The 17,747-nt window shown below is 69.9% G+C and carries 14 protein-coding genes and 1 pseudogene; 7 read left to right on the top strand and 8 right to left on the bottom strand.

The genetic code is table 11. The features are described from left to right. Window positions 1-3: 3 nt before the first annotated feature. On the bottom strand, window positions 4-969 hold the full coding sequence (locus H4F70_RS04495) for an oxygenase MpaB family protein (RefSeq protein WP_182359180.1): 966 nt from the start codon (window positions 967-969) through the stop codon (window positions 4-6). A 20-nt stretch (window positions 970-989) separates the two neighbouring features. After that, window positions 990-2,435 carry an aldehyde dehydrogenase family protein gene (locus tag H4F70_RS04490; protein WP_182359179.1) on the bottom strand — a complete coding sequence of 482 codons (1,446 nt, stop codon included), beginning with the start codon at window positions 2,433-2,435 and terminating at the stop codon, window positions 990-992. 297 nt (window positions 2,436-2,732) lie between these two features. Between H4F70_RS04490 and H4F70_RS04485 the strand changes: the two genes are divergently transcribed. Further along, window positions 2,733-3,869, top strand: a complete 1,137-nt coding sequence (locus H4F70_RS04485; RefSeq protein WP_182360178.1) for an acyl-CoA dehydrogenase family protein — start codon at window positions 2,733-2,735, stop codon at window positions 3,867-3,869. A 4-nt stretch (window positions 3,870-3,873) separates the two neighbouring features. Then, window positions 3,874-4,614 carry a GntR family transcriptional regulator gene (locus tag H4F70_RS04480; RefSeq protein WP_372497554.1) on the top strand — a complete coding sequence of 247 codons (741 nt, stop codon included), beginning with the start codon at window positions 3,874-3,876 and terminating at the stop codon, window positions 4,612-4,614. Window positions 4,615-5,238: 624 nt separating this feature from the next. Here H4F70_RS04480 and H4F70_RS04475 read toward each other — a convergent pair. Then, the gene (locus tag H4F70_RS04475; protein ID WP_182359178.1) at window positions 5,239-5,871 is read right to left on the bottom strand and encodes a TetR/AcrR family transcriptional regulator; all 633 of its coding nucleotides are present in this window, start codon (window positions 5,869-5,871) and stop codon (window positions 5,239-5,241) included. Between the two features lie 157 nt (window positions 5,872-6,028). Here H4F70_RS04475 and H4F70_RS04470 point away from each other — a divergent pair, with 157 nt between their 5' ends. After that, a complete protein-coding gene (locus H4F70_RS04470; protein ID WP_182359177.1) occupies window positions 6,029-6,859 on the top strand; it encodes an oxygenase MpaB family protein in 831 nt (276 codons plus the stop codon). Between the two features lie 46 nt (window positions 6,860-6,905). On the opposite strand, the gene narI is transcribed toward H4F70_RS04470, so the two are convergent. The 5 genes and pseudogenes from narI to H4F70_RS04445 form a co-directional block, all read right to left on the bottom strand. Further along, window positions 6,906-7,679, bottom strand: a complete 774-nt coding sequence (gene narI / locus H4F70_RS04465; RefSeq protein ID WP_182359176.1) for a respiratory nitrate reductase subunit gamma — start codon at window positions 7,677-7,679, stop codon at window positions 6,906-6,908. Further along, window positions 7,676-8,377 (bottom strand): nitrate reductase molybdenum cofactor assembly chaperone, encoded by a 702-nt coding sequence (gene narJ / locus H4F70_RS04460; protein WP_182347938.1) that lies wholly within the window; start codon window positions 8,375-8,377, stop codon window positions 7,676-7,678. The genes narI and narJ overlap by 4 nt, the downstream gene beginning before the upstream one ends. After that, window positions 8,377-10,086, bottom strand: coding sequence for a nitrate reductase subunit beta (gene narH / locus H4F70_RS04455; RefSeq protein ID WP_182359175.1), 1,710 nt, complete (start codon window positions 10,084-10,086; stop codon window positions 8,377-8,379). The genes narJ and narH overlap by 1 nt, the downstream gene beginning before the upstream one ends. Further along, window positions 10,086-13,810, bottom strand: a pseudogene (locus tag H4F70_RS04450) (nitrate reductase subunit alpha). The gene narH and the pseudogene H4F70_RS04450 overlap by 1 nt, the downstream one beginning before the upstream one ends. A 121-nt stretch (window positions 13,811-13,931) precedes the next feature. Next, window positions 13,932-15,164, bottom strand: a complete 1,233-nt coding sequence (locus tag H4F70_RS04445) for a nitrate/nitrite transporter (RefSeq protein ID WP_182360176.1) — start codon at window positions 15,162-15,164, stop codon at window positions 13,932-13,934. 349 nt (window positions 15,165-15,513) lie between these two features. Here H4F70_RS04445 and H4F70_RS04440 point away from each other — a divergent pair, with 349 nt between their 5' ends. From H4F70_RS04440 to H4F70_RS04425, 4 genes are all read left to right on the top strand, one after another. Next, window positions 15,514-16,629: a CaiB/BaiF CoA transferase family protein gene (locus H4F70_RS04440; RefSeq protein ID WP_182359174.1), complete on the top strand. Its 1,116-nt coding sequence runs from the start codon at window positions 15,514-15,516 to the stop codon at window positions 16,627-16,629. A gap of 158 nt (window positions 16,630-16,787) precedes the next feature. Then, window positions 16,788-17,309 carry an Asp23/Gls24 family envelope stress response protein gene (locus H4F70_RS04435; RefSeq protein WP_182359173.1) on the top strand — a complete coding sequence of 174 codons (522 nt, stop codon included), beginning with the start codon at window positions 16,788-16,790 and terminating at the stop codon, window positions 17,307-17,309. Between the two features lie 4 nt (window positions 17,310-17,313). Further along, a complete protein-coding gene (locus tag H4F70_RS04430; RefSeq protein ID WP_182359172.1) occupies window positions 17,314-17,502 on the top strand; it encodes a hypothetical protein in 189 nt (62 codons plus the stop codon). Further along, on the top strand, window positions 17,499-17,678 hold the full coding sequence (locus tag H4F70_RS04425; protein WP_182359171.1) for a DUF2273 domain-containing protein: 180 nt from the start codon (window positions 17,499-17,501) through the stop codon (window positions 17,676-17,678). Before H4F70_RS04430 ends, H4F70_RS04425 begins: the two co-directional genes overlap by 4 nt. Window positions 17,679-17,747 lie beyond the last annotated feature (69 nt).

Genomic DNA, 17,747 nt, shown 5'->3' with positions numbered 1-17,747 from the left:
AGACTACGACGAGGGGCCCGCCGGGGCGGCAGCACCGGTGATCGTGCCGGACGCGCGCGCCTCCGCCGGAACGGTGCCGCGGTGCCTGCGCGCGCGCCCGTGCGCCCGTTCCACGCCCAGGTCGCGTGGGCGGTAGCCACCCGGGTAGCCCGGATACGTGCGGTTGCGCGGGTCGCGGGTGGTGCGCGAGACCCTGCGACGCGGCAGGAACCGCACCGCCGCGCTGCGGGCGTGCAGCGCGGCCTCGATCAGCGCCCGCAGACGCGGCGACCCCGCCGGGAATCCGAACGCGTCGGACATCTGCTGGTCCAGCATCGCGTACACCCCGCGGGCGACCAGCGGCCGCAGCGGCGCGGGAAACCAGGAGCAGTAGAGGTCGCGCGTGTAGCGGCCGATGGCGTTGTTGGTGTCCGCGTAGCGGAAGCGGTCGCGCTCGTAGTCGAGTTTGAACCGGGCGAACGACTCGTAGTCGGCGGGGATGTCGCGGATCGCCATGTGACGGCCGATCTCCGCGTAGTAGTGGTAGGCGGCCAGCCGCTCCACCGGGTCCAGGCGGCGCCACCCGTACCGGTCGATCCAGTCGATGGGGTCGTAGATGAAGGTGGACAGCACGTAGAGCATGTCGTCATTCGCGATGTCGTACATCCCGTGCATGCGGTTGATGTTGCGCACCGACTCGTGGCCGCGTTCGGAGTCGACGCCGTGTTCCACCATTTCGGCCATGAGGATCGCAGTATCGTCGTAGCGCTTCTGCGGGCGCGCGGCGAACTCGCCTGATTCCGCGAGCACTGCCGAGATCGACGGCACACAGTACGTGCGGAACAGCGCGAATTCCAGCGCCCGCTGGTAGTCGAACGGAAACTCGAATCCGGCGGTGAGCCGGTGGATCTCGTGCCGGTCCCGCTGCGGGTCGAGCGTGCGGATGTACGGCAGCCAGCTGAACGCGCCGGGCGCGGTCCTGATCCCCATGGCGTTCCCCTTTCGTGCATTCACCGGCCGTGCCGGAGCCGGAGCATGATCCGGGCGACGCGCACGTCGCGCCGGCGCCGGCGCATCGTCATCAGTTTCAGCGGCGTGGCGAACCGCGTGACCGTCATGGATTTGACCGTCGCGAACTCCCGGAGTCCGTCGTCGCCGTGGATACGGCCGAAGCCGGAGTCGCCCGTGCCGCCGAACGGCAGCGCGGGCACGCCGGCGAACCCCAGCACCGAGTTGACCGTGACCACGCCGCAGTCGAGCCGGTCCGCGACGGCCCGACCCGCGTCGGCGTCGGCGGTGAACACAGACGCGCCGAGTCCGTAGCGCGAGGCGTTGGCCCGTCGCACGCCCTCGTCGAGATCCGCCACCGGCTCGATGACGAGCACAGGGCCGAAGGTCTCGTCGGTGGCCGCCGTCGAATCGGGCGCGACGCCGGTGAGCACGACGGGCTCGATGGTCCGCCCCTGCGTGGAGTCCTCCCCGCCGACCAGTGCCCGCCCGCCGCCGCGCAGAGCGTCGGCGATCTGCGCGCGCACGATCTCCGCCTGCGCCGGCATCGTCATCGGGCCGTAGTCCGTCCCCGCCCGCACCGCGCGCACGCGGGCGGTCACCGCGGCGACGAACTCGTCGAACACCCCGTCCGCGACGTAGATCCGCTCGACGCCGGCGCAGGTCTGCCCGGCGTTGCCGAGCCCGCCGAACACCGCGTACTCGGCGGCGGCATCGAGGTCGGCATCAGCCGCCACCAGCATCGCGTCCTTGCCGCCGCACTCCGCGACGAGGGGCGTCAAGCTCTCCGCACAGGTGGCCATGACCCGTTTGGCGGTGGCCGTCGAACCGGTGAAGGCGACCTTGTCCACGCCCGCGCGGCACAGCGCGGCCCCCACCGCACCGTCACCTGTGACCACCTGGAGAACGGGCTGCGGCGGCGCCAGGCTCTGCCACGCCCGTGCCAGCCACTCGCCGACGCCGGGCGTGAGCTCGCTGGGCTTGAAGACGACGGCGTTGCCGGCGGCCAGTGCGTAGGCGATCGAGCCCATCGGCGTGTAGAGCGGGTAGTTCCACGGGCCGATCACGCCGACGGCACCGTACGGGCGGTAGCCGACCGACGCGGCCTGGTCGATGCCCACCACCCCCGACCGCACAGACCGCCGTCGCAGCACCCGCTTGGCATTGCGCGACGCCCAGTCCAGGTGCTCGACGGCCAGCATGACCTCGAGCAGCGCGTCGTCGTCGGGCTTGCCGGTCTCACGCGCGATGACCCCGGCCAATTCGTCCGCTCCGCGCGCAAGCACCCGGGCGAAGTCGCGGAGCCAGCCGCGCCTGCCCCGGAATCCTTGGACGTCCCACCACCGGGCGGCGGAGCGGGCGGCCTCGGCGGCCGCTTCCACCTGCGCGGTCGTTTCCACTTGCGCGGCCGCGTCGTCCGTCCTCTGCCTGTGTTCGGTCTGCGTCATGCCGACTCGCACTCCTTCCACCACAGCCGCCGACTGTCCGCGTCACCGGTACCGGCGGCTCGTCCCCGACTCGCCATGACCGCGAGCGTCTCCGGTGATCGCAGTATCGCATCACATATATGTGATGTGATCTACTGTGGTGGACACCACAGTATGCGCCGATCCGTGGCGGGACAAGGCACGCGGACGACCGCAGCGGCACACGCAGGAGCGGCTGCGCGAGCGACGCGACGACGATGAGGAGGCCGCATGGCGAAAGGGATCACCGACGTATCGACGGGGCTGCAGCCGGACGCGATGGGGTTCACGGACGAGCAGGCCGCGTTCCAACGCGCCGTCGCCGATATGTGCCGGCGCGAGTGCGGCACCCGCGCGCAGCGGGACGCGCTGACCGAACAGGGCACGGTCCACCACAACACGCGGTTCTACGGCCGGATGGCGGACCTCGGATGGCTGGGACTGACCGTGCCGGAGGAGTTCGGCGGCTCGGACGGTTCGATGGTGGACCTCTGCATCCTGCTCGAGGCCACCGCGCGCGGAATGGCGCCCGTCGGCGGGATCGGGCCCACGCTGATCACCGGCGCCGCCTACCAGAAGTTCGGCACCGACGCGCAGAAGAAGGACGTCCTCGGCGGCATCGTCGGCGGCCGCAGCTACTCCATCTCGATGTCCGAGCCCGAAGCCGGATCCGACGTGGGCAACCTGTCGTGCAAGGCGGAGCGCAGCGACGACGGATGGGTGATCAACGGCCAGAAGACCTGGTGCTCCAACGCCCACATCGCCGACGCGATCCTGCTCGTGGCGCGCACCTCCCGCGGCGAGGACAAGCACCGGGGCCTGACGATGTTCCACGTGCCGTCCGACACCCCGGGCCTGACCATCAAGGGCATTCCCACGATGGGCGGCAACGACGTCAACGACCTGTACTTCACCGACGTGCACCTTCCGGAGGACGCGGTGATCGGCGAGATCGACGCCGGCTGGGGCCAGCTCATGACAGGCCTGAACATCGAACGGCTCATCCTCGGCGCGATGATGCTCGGCACCGCGCAGCGGGCCTTCGCGGACGCGCTGGAGTTCATCAGCGAACGACGGCAGTTCGGCCGGCCCGTCGGCTCGTTCCAGAGCCTGCGGCACCGCGTCGCCGACCTGGCCACCGAGATCGAATGCACCCGTCTGCTGGTCTACCGGCTCGCGCGGATGGTCGACGATCACCCCGGCGCGCTGTTCCCCCGCGAGGCGTCGATGGTCAAGCTCAAGGCCACCGAAACCGCCAAGCGGGTCGCGCTCGAGGGCATGCAGATGATGGGCGGCTACGGATACGCCACCGAGTTCGACATGGAACGCCACGTCCGCGCCACGCTGGTCTCGTCGATCTACGGCGGCACCAACGAGATCCAGCGCGACGTCGTCGGCAAGACCTACGGGCTGTGACGCCGTGACCGCCGCCCCCGATACCGCCACCGGACCCGGCGCCACCGCCTCCCGCGCGACGCAGGGGCGGCTTCGGCGGCGCCCCCAACTGTCCGACGACGTCGCCGACCACGTGCGCGCCTGGATCATGTCCGGGCAGGTGCGCCCGGGGGCCTTCATCCGCCTCGACGAGACGGCCGCGGACCTGGGCGTCAGCGTCACCCCCGTGCGCGAGGCACTGTCGAAGCTCCGCGGCGAGGGGCTGGTCGAGTCGGTCCCGCACCGCGGCTACGTCGTCAACCCGCTCAGCCGCGAGGACGTCGTCGACATCTTCTGGCTGCAGGGGCAGATCGCCGTGGAACTGTCAGCGCGCGCGGCCCGCCGCGTCACCGACGCCGACCTCGCCGACCTCACCTCGCACTGCGACGCGCTCGAGTCCACCCTCGCCGTGGCGGACGTGGAGACCGTCGCGCTGCGCGAGTTCGAGTTCCACCGCCGACTCAACCGGATCGCAGGCTCCGACAAGCTGGCGTGGTTCCTGCACAACGCCGTCCGCTACACCCCGTACGCGCTGTACGCCGCGGACCCGGGCTGGGGCGCCACAGCGGTGGCGGGCCACCGCCGGCTGATCGAGGCGCTGCGCTCGGGTGACCTCGCAACCGTCGAGGACGAGACCCGGCGGCAGTTCACCGACGGCGCCCGGCGGCTCGTCGCCCACCTCGACGCGGTGCACATGTGGGACGGCGAAGCACGGAGCCGGGGCTGACCCCGTGCGGGTGCGGTCAAAATTCATCTGCCAATCCACATCACCCCATCTGAATCAGATCGACCCGGGTCCCACGATCCCGGTGGAAAAACATCGTAGAAGCATGCGTCAGCGACACTGACCGGATCTGGCTCACTAAACAAGCTTTGCAGCTCTTTCAGATCAATTCGGAAGCCGTACCAATGCCTCTCTTCGGGAGTATCGGACTCGAAGAAATATCGAATAACACATACGTCACCGTCAAGCGTCACGCTCAATTCGTAGATATATGGACGCACAATTTCACCTTGGAGCATCCCAGTCAAGGCGGAGCAGAATTTGCGGTTCCAATGACACACTTTGCGGCTCCCCAATATTGATGTGCGCACCGCCAGCCCCGTGGCCAAGTTCACCTAGCCGGCGTTGCCACCACCTGCGTGACCGACTGCGCGGACATCGTCATGATTCCTATCGTCAACAGAAGGCAAAGGCGATACTGCACCTCCACGAGTTGTTATTTATATACCCGTATGCGATTTGCCACCAATCAATACTGTCGATATAGCTGAATAGCTTTTCGACTTGAGATCGAATCGTAGGAGTATGGTATCTGCCGAAACGAGGAGCCGACCGACAAAACAGCATTCACCCGCGAATCAGCGGCACCAGCAACGCGGTCGCGAACGCCCGGAACCCCTCGTCGTCGTCGAGCTGCGGCGGGCCGTCCGGCGTGAGCAGCAGCGACTGCGTGAGCCGGGCCAGCACGGCCGACAGCGCGTCGACGTCGCCGAGCCGGGCGTCGGCTTCCCCCGCGCCGGCCTCACGCGCGCGCAACGTCCTGATCTTGTCGGCGAGGAAGGCGGTCGCGAGGGTGAGCACGTCGCCCGCGCCGATGGTGAGCGACCGCAGCGTCTCATCCCGGTCCACGCGCAGCATCCGCTCCAGCAGCGGGTTTCCGCGGACCGCGCGGACGGTGACCGTGAAGAAGGTGACGACGTACTCCTCCAGCTCCCCGATGCCCTCGACTGCGCGTTCGATATGCGCGAGCACCCGCGCCGCCTCGTAGAGATATGCCGCACGCACCACGTCGTCCTTGGTGCCGAGCCGACGGTAGAGCGTCGCGCGGTTTACCCCCGCCCGATGCGCGATGTCGTCGGTGCTGGTCTTGCGGATGCCGGTGAGGGCGAACTGCTCCAGCGCGGCCTCGAGGATCCGGGCGTCCGCCTCTGCAACACCTGCGCCCGCCCCCATCAGCGCCCGCACATTGTCATCCGTCACGCCCACAGGTTAACCACGCTTGCGGAGCCGACGATCACATGCAACAGTTAGAGTAATATTGTTGCATCGGAGGTCCCCGCGACGTCAGCGTCCTGAAGCAGTGACGGCCTGAATCAGCGACGGCCTTGGAGCAGTGACGGCACGGATCGGAGACGGTATGGCAGCACCGCACACGACGGACCTGGCGACGGAGGCCGACGGCGCACCGACGGTGGGTGTGGCGGACTACGTCGACGAGGCGTACGTGTTCCTGGGCGCCGGCGCCGCAATCCTGCTGCAGCTGGCGATGCCCGGCGTGGGGCACGGGGTGGCCGACCACAGCGACGTCCTGCACCGCCCGCTCAGCCGCCTGCGCACCACGATGAGCTACATCTACGCCGTGGCACTGGGCACGGACGACGAGCGCCGCGAGATCGTGCGCATGGTCAACAAGGCGCACGTGCCCGTGCGTTCGGAGACCTACAACGCGTTCGACCCGGAGTTGCAGCTGTGGGTCGCCGCCACCCTCTACCATGGCGGGGTCGACCTGCACCGGCGCTTCCGCGGCCCGCTGGGGCCCGTGTCGGCCGAGCGCGTCTACCGCGAGTCGATGGCCTACGGCACGGCCCTGCAGGTGCGCCCGGAGATGTGGCCGGACACCGTCGCCGGGTTCGACCGCTACTGGGAGCGCACGATGGACACGCTCACCGTTGACGACCAGGTGCGCGCGTTCACGCACACGCTTCTGGCGACCCGAAGCGCCCCCTGGTTCCTGCGCCCGGCGATGCCGCTGAACCGGTTCGTGACGACCGGGCTGCTGCCGCAGCAGGCGCGCGACGCCTTCGCGCTGCCGTGGAGCGACCGGCATCAGCGGGCGTTCGATCTGCTCTTCCGCATCCTGCCGCCCGTCTACGCGGTGGTGCCGCGGTTTGTCCGCACCCTGCCGGCACGGCTCTACCTGGCGGACATGCGCCGGCGGTTGCGGTCCAGCCGCGGGCTGGCGCACTGACCCCGGCGCCGGGCCGCATGCTCACGCGCGGGCCCGGCGGGCGGCCTCACCAGCGGGCCGGCGCGTCGCGGCTCCAGCCTCGGCGCTGCGGGTCCGAGCCGAGCAGGTGATCGTCCTGGGCGGCGCTGCGGCTGCGGTAGACGATGTACGGGCGGAACAGGTACCACACCGGGGCGCTGAACACGTGCACAAGACGCGTCAGCGGCCAGATGGCGAACAGCACCAGTGCGATCGCCACGTGCACCTGGAACTGGACGGGGGCCGCGGCCATGAGGCTGCCGTCCGGCTGGAGGCTCCAGAAATCGCGGAACCACGGCGAGACGGTCTCGCGGTAGTTCGCGTCCGGCGCCCGTCCCGACGGGGTCATGCCGATGACGGTGGTGGACAGCCCGGCCACCAGCGTCGCGACCAGCAGCACGTACATCCACTTGTCGTTCCACGTGGTGGCGATGAATACCGGCCCCGTGCGGCGCCGCCGGTAGATGAGGATGCTGACGCCGACGAGCGTCGCCAGACCCGCGATGCCGCCCGCGCCCAGTGCGACCCAGCGGTAGGCGGTCTCGGAGATGCCGATCGCGTCGGTCCAGCTCTGCGGTATGACCAGCCCGATGATGTGCCCGAGGAACACGACGATGATGCCGTAGTGAAACAGGGGGCTGCCGATGCGCAACAGCCGGGACTCGTAGAGCTGGGAGGACCGGGTGGTCCACCCGAACTTGTCGTAGCGGTACCGCCAGACGAGTCCGACGATCATCATCGCCAGCGACACGTACGGGATCACATCCCAGAAAACCTCCAGCGCGCCGTTGCTGCTGCTCATCGGGATCCTCCCACCGTGCGGAGCGACGCGGCCAGCGCGTCCACCGGCACCGTCACCGAATAGGGGTCCAGGCCCACCGACTCGCTCGGCGGCCCCGCCTGCGCGATCCGCTGCGCCTCACGCCGGGTCTGCTCGGGGTCCGGTTCCGGCACCGTCGCCAGCACCGCTTCCACCGCCCCGGCGTACGGGGACCCCATCTGCCCGAGCGCGTCCTGCAGCAGCGAGAGCGGTGCACGGTACCGGGTGAGCAGCGCCATGCCCGCCTTGAACTCCACGGTGGCGCCGAACTCGAGCACCACGGCCAGATGGTCGGGCAGCTCGCCGTCCGGCGGCTCCACCCCGGCCTCGCGGTACGCGTCCGCGAACTGCAGCATGGCGTTGCCCCGGTTGCGGGTGTCGCCGTCGGTCCAGTACGTGAGGAACAGCGACCGCCGCCGGCGCAGGTCGAAGGTCTCGACATACCGCTGCGCCGCCTCATGCACCTCCACCGCGGACAACCCGTCGACGCACCGCCGCAGCGGCCCGGCCACCGATGGCGGCAGGTCGTCGAGCACGCCGGCCACCAGCGCGAGCCGGTCGGCGTAGTCGGGCATGCCCTCCGCATCGTCCTCCGGATAGGCGAGCAGCAGAGACACCGACTGCCACACCAACCGGCGGTGGCCGTCGGCGATGCCGGTGCTACGTCGGAACAGCCTCATCACACGTCCTTTCCGACCGCTCCGCCTTCTTCGGCGGTTCCGCCCTCCCGGTGCCCCTCCCCATGGCCTCCGGAATCCGGCGGGAACAGTCCGGGCGGGCTGCCCAGCCCGTCCCAGTTGAGCAGGTTCACGCGGCTGCCCGCCGTGTGCTCGCTGGTCTGCCGCTGTTTGAGCGCGTTGAACGTCTCCACCGCGACCGGGGCCGGCGTGCCGGAGGTCTCGCCGAAGGGCCCCGAACCCGCCATGTACATCCCGGGCCCGCCCTCGAAGTTCAGCGGGCAGTCGGTGGCCGTCTCCTCCAGCTTGTGGCCCTCGTTCTGGTAGGCGGTGGGGATGACGTACCGCTCGTCGTACTTGGCCAGCGCGAGCAGCCGGTACATTTCGTACATCTCCTCCTCGCCCATGCCGACCGCGGCGGGGATGTGCGCCTGCGGCTCGCGCCCCAGGTTGATGTCGCGCATGTACGAACGCATCGCGGCGAGCTTGTGCAGCACGTCGTCGATGATGTCGGTGTCACCCGCGGTGAACAGCCCCGCCAGATACTCCTTGGGGATGCGCAGCGCGTCGATGGCCCCGAACAGGTTGCCGACGTCCTCCGCGTCGTGGCCGTCACGCGCGACCGCGTCGACCACCGGCGACAGCGGCGGGATGTACCAGACCATCGGCATGGTCCGATATTCCGGGTGCAGCGGCAGCGCCACCTTGTACTTCTTGATCAGCGCGTAGATCGGCGAGCGCTGCGCGCCCTCGATCCAGTCGTCGGAGATGCCCGCCTCGCGGGCGCCGGCGATCACCTCGGGATCGTTGGGGTCCAGCAGCACCCGCATCTGCGATTCGTACAGGTCCTGCGGGTCCTCGGTGCTGGCCGCGTCGAGCACCGCGTCCGCGTCGTACAGCATGAGACCGATATACCGCAGGCGGCCCACGCAGGTCTCCGCGCACACCGTCGGCAGGCCCACCTCCACGCGCGGATAGCAGAACGTGCACTTCTCCGCCTTGCCCGTGCGGTGGTTGAAGTAGACCTTCTTGTACGGGCAGCCGGAGACGCACATGCGCCAGCCGCGGCACTTGTCCTGGTCGACCAGCACGATGCCGTCCTCGGAGCGCTTGTAGATGGCCCCCGAGGGGCACGACGCCGCGCACGACGGGTTGAGGCAGTGCTCGCAGATCCGCGGCAGGTAGAACATGAAGGTCTGCTCCAGCTGCAGCTTGACCTCCTCGCTGACCTGGCTGAGGATCGGGTCGCCGGGGACGATCTCCGGGGATCCGCCCAGGTCGTCGTCCCAGTTGGACGACCAGGTGACCTTCATCGGCTCGCCGGTGAGCAGGCTGCGCGGCGCGGCGACGGGGATGTGGTCGCCGGCCGGCGCCGTCGTCAGGTTCTCGTAGTCGTAGGTCCAGGGCTCGTAATAGTCCTGGATCGACGGCAGCTTGGGGTTGGAGAAGATGTTGACGAGCTTTTTGATGCGGCCGCCGGCCCGCAGCCGCAGCCGGCCCTTGCGGTCGAGGACCCAGCCGCCCTGCCACTTGTCCTGGTCCTCGTAGGTGCGCGGATACCCCTGGCCGGGCCGGGTCTCAACATTGTTGAACCAGACGTACTCCATGCCCGCCCGGTTGGTCCACGCCTGCTTGCACGTGACAGAACAGGTGTGGCACCCGATGCACTTGTCGAGGTTCATCACCATGCCCATCTGAGCCATGACGCGCATCAGTAGGTCACCTCCTGGGAGCGGCGACGGACGAACGTGACCTCGTCACGCTGGTTGCCCGTGGGGCCGAGATAGTTGAACGCATAACTGTTCTGGCCGTAACCGCCGGCCAGGTGCGAGGGTTTGACCAGCAGCCTGGTGATCGAGTTGTGGATGCCGCCGCGCCGGCCCGTGGTCTCCGACAGCGGAGTGTCGATGGTGCGCTCCTGGACGTGGTAGACGAACACCACGCCCTTGGGGATCCGGTGCGAGACGATCGCCCGGCACACGAACACGCCGTTGCGGTTGACCGCCTCCACCCACTCGTTGTCGGCGGCCCCGATGGTGGCCGCGTCGTCCGGCGACATCCACATGGTGGGGCCGCCACGGGAGAGCGAAAGCATGAACAGGTTGTCCTGGTACTCCGAGTGGATCGACCACTTGGAGTGCGGGGTCAGGTAGCGCACGGCCAGGCCCAGCTCGCCGGTCTCCCCCAGCTTCGGCTCGCCGTAGAGCGCGTGCAGGTTCATCGGCGGACGGTAGACGGGCATCTGCTCGCCGATCTCCTCGAGCCAGTCGTGGTCGAGGAAGAAGTGCATGCGGCCGGTGACGGTGTGGAACGGCTTGAGGTGCTCGATGTTCTGCGTGAACGGCGCGTAGCGGCGGCCGCCGGTCTCGCTGCCGGACCATTCCGGGCTGGTGATCACCGGCACCGGGTGCGCCTGGGTGTCCTGGAAGGTGATGTGCCGTTCTTCGGACCCCTCGGCGAGCTGCGCCATGCGCTGCCCCGTCTGGCGTTCGAGATCCTTGAACCCCTGCACCGACAGCCGACCGTTGGTGGTGCCGGACAGCCGCAGCACCGCCTCGCACATCTTCACCGCGGTGTCGATCGCCGGTCGCCCGGCGCCGGCCCCGCGGTCCATCACCCCGTGCAGTGCGGCGAGCTGCGCGACCTCCTCGTCCGGGTGGAAGGTGACGCCCTTGGTCGTCATCCCGAGCGTGTCCACCAACGGGCCCAGCGTGGACCACTTGTCCGCGATGGCGCCGTAGTCGCGCTCGACCACCGTGATGGGGCCCATCGTCTTGCCGGGGACCGGCGTGGCCCCCGTCTCCAGCCAATTGTCCTCCGCGCCGCGCGGGTAGGCGGTTTCGCCCGGGGTGTCGTGCTGCAGCGTGCCCAGCACGACGTCTTTGCGCACCCCCAGGTGTTCGGCCGCGAGCCTGCTGAACACCTTCGCGATCGTCTGGAACGCCTCGAAGTCCGAACGCGACTCCCACGGGTGGTCGATCGCGGGGCTGAAGGCGTGCACGTAGGGGTGCATGTCGGTGCTCGACAGGTCGTGCTTCTCGTACCAGGTGGCCGCGGGCAGCACGACATCCGAGAGCAGCGTGGTCGAGGTCATGCGGAAGTCGATCGACATGACCATGTCGAGCTTGCCCTCGGGCACCTCCGCGCTGCCGTCCTCGCGGGTGGGCACCCGCACCGACACCGGCCGCAGGTCCTCCGGCATCGGCTCGGCGCTCATGTTGGACGAGGTGCCCAGCAGGTGCCGAAGGAAGTACTCGTTGCCCTTGGACGACGAGCCCAGCAGGTTCGAGCGCCAGACGCTGAGCACGCGCGGCCAGTTCTCGGGCGCGTCCGGATCGGTCACCGCCAGCGTGAGATCGCCGGAGGCGAGCCTGTCCGCCACGTAGCCGGGCACGTCGTCACCGCGCCCCGCGGCCTCGGCGTCGTCGGCGACGTCCAGGCTCGAGCGGCCGAACTGCGGGTAGAACGGCGACCAGCCCATCGCGGTCGCCGCCGAGACCACGTCCATCGTGTGCTTGCCCGCGAAGCGCCCGCGCCCCAGCGGGGTGGACAGGGCGTCGGCCCGGTAGTTGTCATAGCTCCACTGGTTGGTGTGCGCGTACCAATAGGTGGTGCCCGCCATCACGCGCGGCGGACGCGACCAGTCCAGGCCCATCGCCAGCGTCGAGTACCCGGTGATGGGACGCACCTTCTCCTGACCCACGTAGTGCGCCCAGCCGCCGCCGTTGCGGCCCATCGCACCGGTGAGCAGCAGCAGCGACAGGACGGCGCGGTAGGTGGCGTCGCCGTGGAACCACTGGCAGATGCCGGCGCCCATGATGATCATGGTCCGGCCGCCGGACTCGATGGAGTTCTCGGCCATCTGCCGGGCCACGCGCACGGCTTGCTCGGCGCTCACGCCGGTGATCGGCTCCTGCCACGCGGGCGTGCACGGCACCGACGGGTCCTCGTAGCCGGTGGGCCACTGTCCGGGCAGCCCGGGCCGCGACACCCCGTACTGGGGCGAGCATCAAGTCCAGCACCGTGCACACCAGGTGGCCGCCCACCCGCTGGACCGGCACTCCGCGGCGGTGCACCTCGGCCCGCCCCTCCACGGTGTCGAATCCGGTGACCAGCACCTCGACGGATTCTGGCACATCCCCGGGTCCACGAGTGCCCGCCGCCCGGCGCGTCCTCGCGCCCCACGGTGAGCCGGGGCGAGATGTCGCCGAGGTCGAGGTTCCACGCGCCCTCGTCCGACGTGGCATAGCGGTGTCCGAGGCTGCCCCGCGGCACCGCGTGGCCGCCGCTGGCCTCGTCGAGCAGCACCGGCTTGAACTCGGCGAGCTCCTGGTCCGCCTCCGGGCCGGGCAGGTCGGCGGCCACAAGGCGTTTGCCCGCGATGTAGGCGCCGTCGCGCTCCTCGAGCCTGATCAGGTAGGGCAGGTCGGTGAAGCGCTTCGCGAAGTCACTGAAGAACGGGGTGGAACAGTCCACATAGTGCTCGCGCAGCATCACGTGCCCCATCGCCATCGCGAGTGCGCCGTCGGTGCCGGCGGCGCAGGGCATCCACTCGTCGGCGAACTTGGTGTTGTCGGTGTAGTCGGGGCTGATCGAGACGACCTTGGTGCCGCGGTAGCGGACCTCGGTCATCCAGTGCGCGTCGGGCGTGCGGGTGATCGGCACGTTCGATCCCCACATGAGCAGGTACGACGCGTCCCACCAGTCACCGGATTCGGGCACGTCGGTCTGGTCGCCGAACACCTGCGGCGACGCGACGGGCAGATCCGCGTACCAGTCGTAGAACGAGGTCATGACCCCGCCGAGCAGCTCGATGAACCGCGCCCCCACCGCGTGCGAGATCATCGACATCGCGGGGATCGGCGAGAAGCCCGCGACGCGGTCCGGCCCGTACTCCTTGATGGTGTGCACGTGGGCCGCCGCGACCATCTCCGCCGCCTCGTCCCACGAGATGCGCACCAGCCCGCCCTTGCCGCGCGCCTGCTGGTAGCGGCGACGGCGCTCCGGGTCGGCCTGGATGTCCGCCCAGGCCAGCACCGGGTCCCCCAGGCGCGCCTTCGCCTCGCGGTACATCTGCACGAGCACGCCGCGCCCGTAGGGGTAGCGCACCCGCGTGGGCGAGTAGGTGTACCAGGAGAACGCCGCGCCGCGGGGGCAACCGCGGGGCTCGTACTCGGGGCGGTCCGGCCCCACCGAGGGGTAGTCGGTCTCCTGCGTCTCCCAGGTGATGATCCCGTCCTTGACGTAGATCTTCCACGAGCACGACCCGGTGCAGTTCACCCCGTGCGTGGAGCGCACCACCTTGTCGTGGCTCCAGCGGTCGCGGTAGAACACGTCGCCCTCGCGCCCGCCCTGGAGGCTGACGGTGCGCTTGTCCGCGGAGAACTCGGCGCCGCGGCGGAAGAACCTGCCGGTGTCCAGCAGCACGTCCGCCAGCGGCCCGTCGGTCTGCGGCCTGCCGTGTCGCGGAGCGCCGGTCCGAGGAATGTCGGTGGAAGTCACGCCGGTCTCCTTGTTGTGGTCGGTGCGGTGGGTATGGCTGCTGCGGCGGTGCCGGTCATTGCCGCGCCTCTTCCTTCGGCCTGGAGCCGGGTCTGTTCACGCGGCGCGTAGGGTCGTCGGCCGGCACGAGCATCGCCGTGTACACCAGGATGATCACCGCGGTGATCACCAGAAGCGTCAGACCGAGGTGGTAGTTGTTGCCGGCGGCGTCGTAGGTGGCGCCCATGATCAGCGGCGGGAAGTAGCCGCCCAGGCCGCCGGCGGCGCTGACGATGCCGGTGACGCTGCCCACGCGGTGCGCCGGGGCCAGCTGGGACAACCACGCGAACACGCCGCCCGCCCCGATGCCGAGGAAGAACGCGAGGCCGCCGAAGACCAGGCCCGCCTGCCACTCCGGCTCAGGCTGCATGTTCACCAGGGCCGCGAACACCGCGGTGCCCGCCACGGAGACCAGCACGACGTTCTTCGGCGGCACACGGTCGGAGAGCATGCCGCCGATAGGCCGGGCGATCACCGCCGCGATCGCGAACGCCGCGGTGCGGCTGCCCGCCTGGATGGGGTCGAAGTCGTAGACGTCGATCGTGGCGATGTAGGTGGGAAGATAGCTGGAGAACGCGACGAAGCCGCCGAAGACCAGGCCGTAGAGCACGCACATGTTCCAGGTGACGGGCAGCTTCATCGCCGCCCACATCTTGGGGACGAACGGCTCCTTCTGCGGCTTCCACTGCGGCGCGTTCGAGGCGCACAGGAACACGAGCACCGCCGTGCCGGCGAGGATGGCCGCCAGGATGAAGTGCGTCTGCATTCCGCCGAACCAGTTGTCGAACCGCGGCGTGAAGAACGCGGCCACCGCGGTGCCCACCATGCCCGCGCCGAAGACGCCGGTGGCGAAACCCTTGCGCTCCGGCGGGTACCAGGCGCTGACGAACGGGATGCCGACGGCGAACACCGTGCCCGCCACGCCGAGCAGCAGGGCCGACGCCAGCAGCGCGCCGTAGCTGCCCGATGAGCCGAAGTATCCGACGAGCAGGATCGGGATGATCGACGCGAGGGTGACCACGAGCAGCATCCGCCGGCCGCCGTACCTGTCGGTGAGCGCGCCGACGGGGATGCGGCCGAGCGAGCCGACGAGCACCGGCATCGCGACCATGATCGCGCTCTGCGATGACGATAACGCCATCGACTCGGAGTACCGCGAGGACAACGGGCCCAGGTCGTTCCAGACCCAGAAGTCGATCATCGACACGAATGTGGCGAGCAACAGATTTCCGCGTGCGCCCAATCGCATGATCACGGGCCTTCTCCCCATCGCGTCGGCTGCGCCGCGGGCCCGTCCGGGCTCGTGCGCATGCCACCGAATACCGCCTCGTTCGCCCACAACGTAGCCCAACGGCCTGGCCCTCGTCAGCGATCCGCGCTAGTCCGATCGGGCTAATTGCCGGAATCCGGGCAGGCGAGCGCCGGGCGTGCCCCCGCCGCAAATACGACACAGCGTCGTAGCTGATTTCCGGGCACGTGCGAGCCTCCTCCGGCCCCCTGACCCCGCCGAACGCAGCCAAGCGCTTGCTAGGGTACGAAGAATCGTGTCGTTGGACACACGCCCTGGAGAATCCGAGACAAACCGTGGAGATCGCACTGTGAACGACAACCGCAACTCGCCCGTCGACCCCGCAGGACCCGCCGGCCGGAGCGGTCCGCTGCACGGCGTGCGCGTGGTCGAGCTCGCGGGCATCGGCCCCGGCCCGCACGCGGCGATGCTCCTCGCCGACCTCGGGGCCGACGTCGTCCGCGTCGACCGTGCCGGCACCGCGCCCTCCGGCGACCATCTGCAGCGGGGCCGGCGCGCCGTGGCCGCGAACCTCAAGGACCCCGCCGACGTCGAGAAGGTGCTGGGCCTCATCGAACGCGCGGACGTCCTCATCGAGGGCTTCCGTCCCGGCGTCACCGAGCGGATGGGCCTGGGCCCCGACGAATGTCTGGCCCGCAACCCGCGGCTCGTCTACGGGCGGATGACCGGCTGGGGCCAGAACGGCCCGATGGCGCAGCGCGCCGGACACGACATGAACTACATCAGCCTCACCGGCGTGCTGCACGCGATCGGCCGCCCGGGCGAGCGTCCCGTGCCCCCGCTCAACCTGGTGGGCGACTTCGGCGGCGGCTCGATGTTCCTCGTCTTCGGCATCCTCGCCGCGATGCACGAGGCCACCGCCTCCGGCCGCGGGCAGGTGGTGGATGCGGCGATGATCGACGGATCGACGCTGCTGGCGCAGATGATGTGGTCCTGGCGCGGCCGCGGCATGTGGAGCGACGAGCGCGGCGCGAACCTGCTCGACGGCGGCGCCCCCTTCTACGACACCTACGAGTGCGCGGACGGCGGCTACTTCGCGGTGGGCGCCATCGAGCCCCAGTTCTTCGCCCAACTGCTTGACGGCCTCGGCATCGACGCCGAGTCGGTGCCCGCACAACAGGACCGGAAGCGCTGGCCGGAGCTGCGTGCGGCGCTCGTCGGCGCCTTCGCTACGAAGACCCGCGACGAGTGGGCCGCGGTGTTCGAGGGCACCGACGCCTGCGCGACCCCCGTCCTCAGCTTCGGCGAGGCCGCCGGCGATCCGCACGTCGCCGCCCGCGGGATCCTCACCGAGCTCGACGGCGTCGTCCAGCCCATGCCCGCGCCCCGGTTCTCGCGCACGCCCGCACCGGCCCCGTCCACTCCGCCGCGCGAACACACCGATATCGACTCCGTCTGGGAGTGACAGGCGCCGTCCGGGCCCGGCCCGGACGGCGGACCGTCGCACCACCCGTACCGATCTCCCGTCCGCCGTACGATGAAGGGGAAGCGCGCCCGCCGCGGCGTGACCGTCGCGAGGGTCGGCACCATCGCGCGAGTCGTCATCACGAGGGGACGGACACTATGGCTACACCGGCTTCCGCAGCTCCCACTCCGGAACCCGCACCGCACTCCGGCGGTGCGGGGCCCGAGAGCGGCCCACGCCCCCTGGCCGCCGCCCCGCAGGCGGGCTCCGCGTCGACGCAACTGGTGACCGACCAGGGCCGCACCATCCTCACCGACACGGTCGTCTCCAAGATCGCGGGTACCGCGACCCGGCAGGTGGACGGCGTGCACGCGCTGGGCGGCGGCACCGCGCGCGCGGTCGAGGCGCTGCGCGGGCGGATCCCCGGCGCCCGCGTCAACCATTCGCAGGGCGTGGCCGTCGAGGTGGGCGAACGGCAAACCGCCATCGACATCGGCATCGTCGCGGACTACGGCGTACCCATCTACGACCTCGGCGCCGCCATCCGGCGCAACGTCATCGACGCCGTCGAACGGATGACCGGGCTGGAGGTCGTCGAAGTCAACGTCACCGTCTACGACGTGCACATCCCGGGGGACGACGAGGGGCTCGAGGCCACGGCGTCCTCGCGGGTCCAGTAGAGCGATGGAGTCTGCTGACAGCGCGCCTGCCGACACCGACAGCGCCGGCATCGTGTCCGCATCGGCGATGCCCGACGTGCGTGCCGCTGCCGCCGAACACCTGGGATTGGCGCTGCCGAAGGTGGTGGTCACCATCGCCGACCTCGCCCACCGCCGGCCGCCGCCGGTCGCACAAACACAGGAGCGATCATGAGCACCGCAGCAGTCGGCCTGATAGCGGGCCTCCTCCTGGCCATCGCCGCCACCACCGGCGGGATCGTCGGGTTCATCGTCGCGGTGATCCTGGGCGCGGTCGGGCTGGCTGTCGGCGCGCATCACGACGGGGCCATCGACATCACGGCCGTCTGGCGGGGCCGCGGCCGTGGCTGAGGCCGCCCCGCAGGCCGCCCGCCCGCGCTCCGGGGCCGCCGGCTGTGAGGACAGGCGGGCGGCCGCACC

Source organism: Tomitella gaofuii (genome assembly GCF_014126825.1).
GTDB lineage: Bacteria > Actinomycetota > Actinomycetes > Mycobacteriales > Mycobacteriaceae > Tomitella > Tomitella gaofuii.
This window is presented reverse-complemented; position numbering and strand designations above follow the sequence as displayed.

Excerpts from the sequence above, each read along its gene's own strand:
- H4F70_RS04495 (WP_182359180.1), bottom strand. The coding sequence starts at position 969 with ATGGGGATCAGGACCGCGCCCGGCGCGTTCAGCTGGCTGCCGTACATC.
- H4F70_RS04490 (WP_182359179.1), bottom strand. The coding sequence starts at position 2,435 with ATGACGCAGACCGAACACAGGCAGAGGACGGACGACGCGGCCGCGCAA.
- H4F70_RS04485 (WP_182360178.1), top strand. The coding sequence starts at position 2,733 with ATGGGGTTCACGGACGAGCAGGCCGCGTTCCAACGCGCCGTCGCCGAT.
- H4F70_RS04470 (WP_182359177.1), top strand. The coding sequence starts at position 6,029 with ATGGCAGCACCGCACACGACGGACCTGGCGACGGAGGCCGACGGCGCA.
- narI (WP_182359176.1), bottom strand. The coding sequence starts at position 7,679 with ATGAGCAGCAGCAACGGCGCGCTGGAGGTTTTCTGGGATGTGATCCCG.
- narJ (WP_182347938.1), bottom strand. The coding sequence starts at position 8,377 with ATGAGGCTGTTCCGACGTAGCACCGGCATCGCCGACGGCCACCGCCGG.
- narH (WP_182359175.1), bottom strand. The coding sequence starts at position 10,086 with ATGCGCGTCATGGCTCAGATGGGCATGGTGATGAACCTCGACAAGTGC.
- H4F70_RS04445 (WP_182360176.1), bottom strand. The coding sequence starts at position 15,164 with ATGCGATTGGGCGCACGCGGAAATCTGTTGCTCGCCACATTCGTGTCG.
- H4F70_RS04435 (WP_182359173.1), top strand. The coding sequence starts at position 16,788 with ATGGCTACACCGGCTTCCGCAGCTCCCACTCCGGAACCCGCACCGCAC.
- H4F70_RS04430 (WP_182359172.1), top strand. The coding sequence starts at position 17,314 with ATGGAGTCTGCTGACAGCGCGCCTGCCGACACCGACAGCGCCGGCATC.
- H4F70_RS04425 (WP_182359171.1), top strand. The coding sequence starts at position 17,499 with ATGAGCACCGCAGCAGTCGGCCTGATAGCGGGCCTCCTCCTGGCCATC.